The sequence below is a fragment of the Polaromonas sp. P1_G4 genome (assembly GCF_056405475.1).
On sequence record NZ_JBFUCA010000170.1, the window covers coordinates 1 to 7957 of the forward strand.

A 7957-nucleotide genomic window follows, 5' to 3' on the forward strand; every position below is an offset into this window, starting at 1 on the left:
AAACAGGCCTGATTGCCTCTATGATTAGCACTCGATGGTATTGAGTGCTAACAAAGCCCAGTCAATCCACCAAGTTAACAGGCACTCACTTTTACGCGGGTGCTTTTTGATTCCCAAAACCATTGTTCTCAAACAAGGAGCTCTCATGAAACTTCGTCCTTTGCACGACCGCGTGATCGTCAAACGCGTGGAAAACGAAACCAAAACCGCTTCCGGCATCGTCATTCCTGACAGCGCCGCTGAAAAGCCTGATCAGGGCGAAGTGCTGGCCGTTGGCCCAGGCAAGAAGAACGACAAGGGCGAACTGAGCCCAGTGGGCGTGAAAGTTGGCGACCGCGTGCTGTTCGGCAAATACAGCGGCCAGACCGTCAAGGTCGACGGCGACGAACTGCTCGTCATGAAAGAAGAAGACCTGTTTGCAGTGGTCGAGAAGTAACCTCTCTTCTGCTATTTATTTGATAGCTGCTGGCGCACGTCTTACTTGGGCTAGCAGGCGATTTCATCCATAAACTTTAAGGAATCTGCATCATGGCAGCAAAAGACGTAATTTTCGGCGGCGAAGCCCGCGCACGCATGGTCGAGGGTGTGAACATCCTGGCCAACGCCGTCAAGGTAACCCTGGGCCCTAAAGGCCGTAACGTGGTTCTGGAGCGCTCGTTCGGCGCCCCCACGGTGACCAAGGACGGTGTGTCCGTCGCCAAGGAAATCGAACTGAAGGACAAGCTGCAGAACATGGGCGCGCAGATGGTCAAGGAAGTCGCTTCCAAGACCTCCGACAACGCCGGCGACGGCACCACCACCGCTACCGTTCTGGCCCAAGCCATCGTCCGCGAAGGCATGAAATACGTGGCCGCCGGCATGAACCCGATGGACCTCAAGCGCGGTATCGACAAGGCCGTGCTGGCCCTGACCGAAGAGCTCAAGAAGGCTTCCAAGCCCACCACGACTTCGAAAGAAATCGCCCAGGTCGGCTCCATCTCCGCCAACTCCGACGAATCCATCGGCAAGATCATTGCCGACGCAATGGACAAGGTTGGTAAAGAAGGCGTGATCACCGTAGAAGACGGCAAGTCCCTGCAAAATGAACTCGACGTCGTCGAAGGCATGCAGTTCGACCGCGGCTACCTCTCCCCTTACTTCATCAACAACCCTGAAAAGCAGTCCGCACTGCTGGACAACCCGTTTGTTCTGCTCTACGACAAGAAGATCAGCAACATCCGTGACCTGCTGCCCACCCTGGAGCAAGTCGCCAAGGCCGGCCGTCCGCTGCTGATCATTGCCGAAGAAGTCGAGGGCGAAGCCCTGGCAACTCTGGTGGTGAACACCCTGCGCGGCATCCTGAAGGTTGTGGCTGTGAAGGCCCCTGGCTTCGGCGACCGCCGCAAAGCCATGCTGGAAGACATCGCCTGCCTGACCGGCGGCAAGGTCATCGCTGAAGAAGTCGGCATGTCGCTCGAAAAAGTGACGCTGGCTGRCCTCGGTCAGGCCAAGCGCATCGAAGTGGGCAAAGAAAACACCATCATCATCGACGGCTCCGGCGCCGCTGCCGACATCGAAGCACGCGTCAAGCAAGTGCGCGTCCAGATCGAAGAAGCGACCAGCGACTACGACCGTGAAAAACTGCAAGAGCGCGTGGCCAAGCTGGCCGGCGGTGTTGCCGTGATCAAGGTTGGCGCTGCCACCGAAGTCGAAATGAAGGAAAAGAAGGCCCGCGTGGAAGACGCGCTGCACGCTACCCGCGCTGCCGTGGAAGAAGGCATTGTGGCCGGCGGTGGCGTCGCCCTGCTGCGCGCCAAGCAAGCTGCTGGCAAGATCGCCGGCGACAATCCTGACCAGGATGCTGGTATCAAGCTGGTGCTGCGCGCCATCGAAGCCCCCCTGCGCGAAATCGTTTACAACGCAGGCGGCGAAGCCTCTGTGGTGGTCAACGCGGTTCTGGCCGGCAAGGGTAACTACGGCTTCAATGCAGCCAACGACACCTACGGCGACATGATCGAAATGGGTATCCTGGATCCCACGAAGGTCACCCGCACCGCACTGCAGAATGCAGCCTCCGTCGCATCCCTGATGCTGACGACCGAAGCCATGATTGCCGAAGCTCCGAAAGAAGAGTCCGGCGCCGGCGGCGGCATGCCAGGCGGCATGGGTGGAATGGGCGGCATGGGCGACATGGGCATGTAATGCCTGCCTGAGCTTTTCGCTCCATCAAAAAGGGCCGCTTTCGCGGCCCTTTTTTTATTGCTCGTCCACTTTGTACGAAAAACGTTTTCACACAGCATGGCCTTTCGTCTGCGGCGCCACAGTCTCTTCACAAAAACGGGGAGGAAGATGCTGCACGTTGGCGCCTGCCGCTACCATGATTTCTCATGATCCACCGGATGACTTCCCTCGCCCCGTGCGATGGCGCGAATACCGCCGGCACAAACAATGACGCCATAGCAACCCGAACACATCCCGCATTCGCACTTGCCCATGAATCCCTCCCAGAAACTCTTCATAGCGGCCGCCCTGGCGGTTTCTTCCGTATACGGCTTTGCACAACAGGCGGGCACATGGTCCATGTCGGCCGGCGTCACGCGGATTGCGCCTTCCGTGAACAGCGGCAGCCTTTCGGCGCCGTCCGGAACTGGCGTAATTCAGGGCGCGAAAGTCGACGTCAGCAACAGTTCCAGGTTAACGGCCGCCGTAAACTACATGGTCACCGACCACATCAGCCTGCACCTGCCGCTCGGTTTGGGCTTCAGGCATGACGTCAGCGGCGCAGGTGTGCTCGCTGGCGTTGGCACAGTGGCCGACACCCGGGCCTTGCCCATCACGCTGATCGCGCAATACCGGTTTCTTGATGCCGACGCCCGGTTTCGTCCTTATCTGGGTGCGGGCCTCTCCTACGTGAAGTTCTACAAGGAACGCGGCACAGCCCTGCTGACCGCGTTGACCAACCCAGGCGGCCCCGCCACAAGCGTATCCTTCAAGTCGAAATTTGCCCCCGCGTTGCAACTGGGCGGTATTTTCAACCTCGACAAAAAATGGTTTGTAGAAGCCAGCTATACCAAGACTTTCCTGAAAACCCGCGGCACGCTCAGTACCAACCAGACCATCGATGTGGGCCTTGACCCTGATTGCTTCACCTTGCAACTGGGGTACAAGTTTTAATTTCACGCTACAGGACCATCAGGATAATCGGCCAAAACGGTCGTCTGTCTGCCGCCTGAACTCGGTAGGCGTCATGCCCTTGATCTCCAGGAAACGCCGGTTGAAGTTTGCGACATTGTTGAAACCGACCTGATAGCAGATGTCGGTGACGTTGTGGTCGGTCTGCATCAGCAGGTGGCACGCGCTGTTGATGCGCACACGGTTGACGAAGTCGGTAAAGCTGTTGCCGGTGGAGCGCTGGAAGAAGCGGCTGAAGCGGCTCTCGCTCATGCCGAGCTCGGCCGCCACGACTGACATCGAAATCGGCTCCGCCATGTTGGCGGTAATGCGGTTGACGATGCCGTTGATCTGGTCAACCTGCGCGTCGCCATCAGCGCCCTGTGTGCCCTGCATCTGTACGCTCGACAGCAGCCGGTAGTCCGTCCATTGCGCCAGGTCGGCCATGAATTCAAAAAAGTGGCCGAGACGGCGCACTCCACGCGCGGCCTTGATGTTGTCCCAGTGCGTCTGCGCCTGCTGCGACATGCCGAAGAACTCGATGCCATGGCGTGCCCGTTCGAGCAGCTGCATCACTTCGCGCAATTCAGGAATTCCGGTTGCCGCGCGCTCGATGGGCTCGTGATGGAACTGGATCACCCGGTCGCGTCCCGCGGCACCGCCTTCGGGCACGTCAAGCGAAATCCAGTTGTGCGGCAGGCGCGGGCCGCACAACACCAGATGACCGGGCTGGAACGGTCCGATCCAGTCGCCGACAAACGCCTTGCCCGAGGTCTCGGTGATCAGGTGCAGTTCATACTCTTCATGAAAATGCCAGCGTACCAGCGGGCTCGGGAAGCCGTGTGCAAGACAGCGCACCAGACCGGTTTCAGGTGCCTCGTAACCCAGTGATGGGGAGCGCGCAATATCGCGCTCCAGTTCGGGTTGGCGCTGACGGGGGATCGAGCGTTTGGATGTGGACGTTGTCATGGCAGTCTGGGTCAGGACCGTGAAGCAACCGTCTCATTGTCCTCCCGCACGAGCGCAGCGTGAACGGCCTCCAGCGTAGGCGGATCAGCGCCTTCACGGGTGCAGTTCAGTGCGGCGGCCGTGGCGGCGAAGCGCATCACTGCGCGCCAGGCGTCGCCGCTCAGCTCGCCAAGCTGGGCCGGGTGTTCGACGCCATGCGCAAGCAGCGAGACTGAAAGCCCGGCCGTAAAAGTGTCACCCGCGCCGATGGTGTCGACCACCTTCACACTCGGTGCCGCCACAGTCAACGGCTCGTGCCCCGTGCGCCAGAGCGTGGCACCGCCGGCGCCGCGCGTGACGATGACCGCTCGCGCACCGGCGTGCAGGCAACCCGCTGCCAACGCATCGACAGGCCTGCCGGGCGCCAGCAGTCCGGCATCTTCGTCGCTGAGCTTGACCAGATCGGCCATCGCAAACCAGCTCATGACGCGCGCGCGGTAGGCTGCCATATCGGAAATCAGGCTGGGCCGCACGTTGGGATCGAACACGATCACACGGCGCCCGGCGTTGGCAGTCATCAGCCCGGTGATGCGCGTGGCCGCAGGTTCCTGCAGGAGCGCGATCGAACCGAAATGAAGAAAGCGGCATTCAGCCGGCAACTGCGGCAGCGGCTCGGGTGCCCAGGTCGCATCGGCGCTGCCGTGCGTGTAGAAGGCATAACGGTTGGACTGCGGTGTGCGCTCAACGAAGGCCAGGGTCGACGGCGCATGGCTGCGCAGGATGAAACGGGTGTCCACGCCGTTGCGTTCGAGAAAACGCATCAAGCGTTCGCCGAACAGGTCGGTCGACAGCTGCGTGAGGAAGCCAGTGGGCTGTCCGAGGCGCGCGCAGGCGACAGCCGTGTTGAGCGGCGAGCCGCCCTCGTGGCCCAGGAACGCCAGCGTGCCCGCCTCGTCGGCGGTGAAATCGATCAGGGCTTCGCCCGTGAGTGCAATGCGCATGGTTTCCGGATTGTCCTCTGTCAGGGCAAGGCGCGGGCGTCGGCCAGGAACCCGCGCTCGGCAGCCAGCGTGGCGGGATGATCGAGCAATTCTGCAAAGAGGCGCGGCGCAATTGTGATGGCGCCCACACCTAATCGGAGCAAGGAAAGACAGGCCTCGCGGGAGCGGATGCTCGCCACCAGAAGTCGGGTGCCGGACGAAGGCCGCTGCGCTACCAGCGCCTGCATTTGCGCGATCAGCGCCAGCCCGTCCACACCAGCGTCCTCAAGCCGTCCCAGGTAGGGTGCCGCATAAGCCGCGCCCAGTTGGGCGGCAAAGTGCGCCTGCTCAGGCGCGTAGACAGCCGTCCACGTGACCGGCACACCTTGCGCGACAAGCCGGGCGCCGGCATCGAAGCCCTGGCGCGTGGCGGGGATTTTCACGACCAGCTGACCCCGCTCGAAGTGCGGCAAAAGATCCTGCGCGTCTTCAAGCATGCCATCGACTTCGCTGGAATACACCTGCGCCTGCACCTGCCGCGCACCCAGTTCGATACAGCGCGCCAGGAGGCCGGGCACCGCGGCGCGCCCGACACCCGCTCGCCGCAGCAGCGTGGGGTTGGTGGTCACGCCGTGCACCACCGGATGCGGCAGGCACGCCTGCAGCTCAGCCAGGTCGGCACTGTCGAGGTACAGATGGAAGTCTTCATTCATCGCGCTCCACTCCTAAAAATCAGCTCATGACGTTGCCGCCATCGACATTCAGGGTCTGCGCCGTGATGTAACGCGCCTCATCGCTGGCCAGAAATACGGCCGCTCCCGCGATGTCGGCCGGTACACCCATGCGGCCGAGCGGCACTTCGAGGCCCACGCGCCGCTTCTTTTCTCCCGGGGGCAACCCTTCTGCCCTGGCGAAAAGGCTGTCGACGTGGTCCCACATCGGTGTATCGACCACACCGGGTGCGATGCCGTTGACGCGAATGCCATGCGGCGCCATGGCCAATGCGGCACTCTGGGTGTAGCTGATGACCGCGGCCTTGGTGGCGCAGTAGTGCGACACCAGCGCTTCGCCGCGCCGCCCGGCCTGCGAGGCCATGTTGATGACTGACGCGCCCTGCGTGCCGGCTTCGACCATGTGGCGAAGCACGGCCTGCATGACAAAGAACATGCCTTTCACATTGACGGCAAAAAGCCTGTCGAAAGAAGCCTCATCACTGTCAAGCAGGGGCGCGAGATCGAACACGGCCGCGTTGTTGAACAGAGTATGAATGGGGCCAAAAGCGGCCTGTGCCTGCGCCAGCAGGTGCGCAATCGCCCGGGCGTCCGTCACGTCCGCCGCGATGTAGACCAGGCGGCCGGGATGGCGTTTTTGCAGTGCCTGCACGACTTCAGGCGTCGCCACGGCCCGGTCGACCACGCTGCAGTGCGCGCCCTCGGCGATGCAGGCTTCAGCCACCGCCAGACCGATGCCGCCACCGGCACCCGTCAGAAGCACATGACGGTCCTTCAGACGTTCGCTCATGTTCTTTTTACCCCTGAATTGACAAAGCCGGCTACCCTCCCGATCGCGCCGCGCACGGCATCCGTCAGCCGTGTATCGCCTGCGGCACTGCCCCATAGCCCCGCGTCGGAGCACAGCGCGCGCACAGGATCGACAGCGTCACAGATCGCGCGGGCCACGGCCTCGTCCATACCCTGGTCCTGGTAGGCATAGGGCAGCGCTCCCCGGTGCCAGCGCCGCAGGAAAACAAGGAACAGCGCAGGCAGCATTGCGACGCTGTCGATTGGCTGTCCCGCGGCGAGCCGCTCCCGTACCGTGGGCGCGATAAACCCTGGAATCTTTGAGAAACCGTCCGCCGCCACGCGTTGGTTGGTGTCGCGGATCGCAGGATTTCCAAAGCGCTCGAGCACCACATCGCGGTACGCTGTGAGGTCGATCGGCCCGGGAGAGTCGGGAGAACTCAGGCAGGGAATCACGTCGTCGGTCACATAGTCGTAGGCCATCTTCCGGATTGCCGCGTGGTGTGTTCCTTCGTGGATGAAATCCAGCCCGACCAATGTGCTGGCCCATGCAATACAGCTGTGCGTGGCATTGAGGATGCGGATCTTGGCCTCCTCGTAGGGCTGCACCGACTCGACCAGTTCCACGCCCACACGGCCCCAGTCGGGGCGCCCGGCCGCGAAGTTGTCTTCGATCACCCATTGAATGAAACTCTCGCCAGTGATCGCAGCCGCATCATCCCGCCCCGTGGCGGCCTTGACGCGAGCGCGCAGCTCGGGTGGCGGACGCGGCGTGATACGGTCGACCATCGTGTTGGGGCAGCGGGTGTTCCCCGCGACCCACGAAAGCAGCCCGGTGTCGCCTGTGAGTTCAATGAATTCGCGCAGCCCGTCACGAAAGCGGTCGCCGTTGTGGCGCAGGTTGTCGCAGTTGAGCAGGGTCACGGGGCCGGCCTGCGCCGCCTTGCGCGCACGCAGGATCGCGCAGACGGCGCCGTAGATGGTCACGCCCTCCCCGCCCGCCTCGCCGCGGCGTGCGCGCTCAAGGTCTGCCGCGAGATCATTGAAAGACAAGTCCAGCTTGCCTTTCGTGTCGAGGTAGTAGCCTGCCTCGGTCACGGTGAATGAAACGATGCGCGTGGACGGCGCCGCGCCGCGAGAGATCACCGCAGCCAGCGAGTCTTCCCAGGGAAGCACTTCGCGGATGGCCTCAATCTGTTCATAGCGGTATTCGCCGGCCGGCGATACGGTTTCCAGCGTGTAACGCCCGCCCTGTGCCTGCAAGGCCGCGACGACCTCGGCCATGTCGGGCCGGATGTTGGCGCCCACGATGGACCAACGGGTGTCGCCCGCGTCGATCAACCGCTGAAGATAAACGGC

At 62.3% G+C, this 7957-nt stretch carries 8 protein-coding genes; 3 read left to right on the forward strand and 5 right to left on the reverse strand.

Going from position 1 to position 7957, the window contains the following annotated elements; genetic code table 11:
- Positions 1-145: 145 nt before the first annotated feature.
- The 3 genes from AC1D1X_RS10495 (at position 146) to AC1D1X_RS10505 (ending at position 3153) form a co-directional block, all read left to right on the forward strand.
- Entirely contained in the window at positions 146-436 is a 291-nt protein-coding gene (locus AC1D1X_RS10495; RefSeq protein ID WP_007872916.1) for a co-chaperone GroES, read from the forward strand.
- 92 nt (positions 437-528) lie between these two features.
- On the forward strand, positions 529-2181 hold the full coding sequence (gene groL, locus AC1D1X_RS10500; protein ID WP_477698246.1) for a chaperonin GroEL: 1653 nt from the start codon (positions 529-531) through the stop codon (positions 2179-2181).
- 291 nt (positions 2182-2472) lie between these two features.
- Entirely contained in the window at positions 2473-3153 is a 681-nt protein-coding gene (locus AC1D1X_RS10505; RefSeq protein ID WP_477669904.1) for an OmpW/AlkL family protein, read from the forward strand.
- 18 nt (positions 3154-3171) lie between these two features.
- On the opposite strand, the gene AC1D1X_RS10510 is transcribed toward AC1D1X_RS10505, so the two are convergent.
- The 5 genes from AC1D1X_RS10510 to dalD form a co-directional block, all read right to left on the reverse strand.
- Positions 3172-4119: an AraC family transcriptional regulator gene (locus AC1D1X_RS10510; protein WP_477669905.1), complete on the reverse strand. Its 948-nt coding sequence runs from the start codon at positions 4117-4119 to the stop codon at positions 3172-3174.
- Between the two features lie 11 nt (positions 4120-4130).
- Positions 4131-5099 (reverse strand): carbohydrate kinase family protein, encoded by a 969-nt coding sequence (locus tag AC1D1X_RS10515; RefSeq protein ID WP_477669906.1) that lies wholly within the window; start codon positions 5097-5099, stop codon positions 4131-4133.
- A 20-nt stretch (positions 5100-5119) separates the two neighbouring features.
- Positions 5120-5791, reverse strand: coding sequence for a transaldolase family protein (locus tag AC1D1X_RS10520; RefSeq protein WP_477669907.1), 672 nt, complete (start codon positions 5789-5791; stop codon positions 5120-5122).
- Between the two features lie 19 nt (positions 5792-5810).
- Entirely contained in the window at positions 5811-6599 is a 789-nt protein-coding gene (locus AC1D1X_RS10525) for an L-iditol 2-dehydrogenase (RefSeq protein ID WP_477669908.1), read from the reverse strand.
- On the reverse strand, positions 6596-7957 hold a 1362-nt coding region (dalD, locus tag AC1D1X_RS10530; protein ID WP_477698247.1), incomplete at its 5' end, for a D-arabinitol 4-dehydrogenase. The genes dalD and AC1D1X_RS10525, both read right to left, overlap by 4 nt.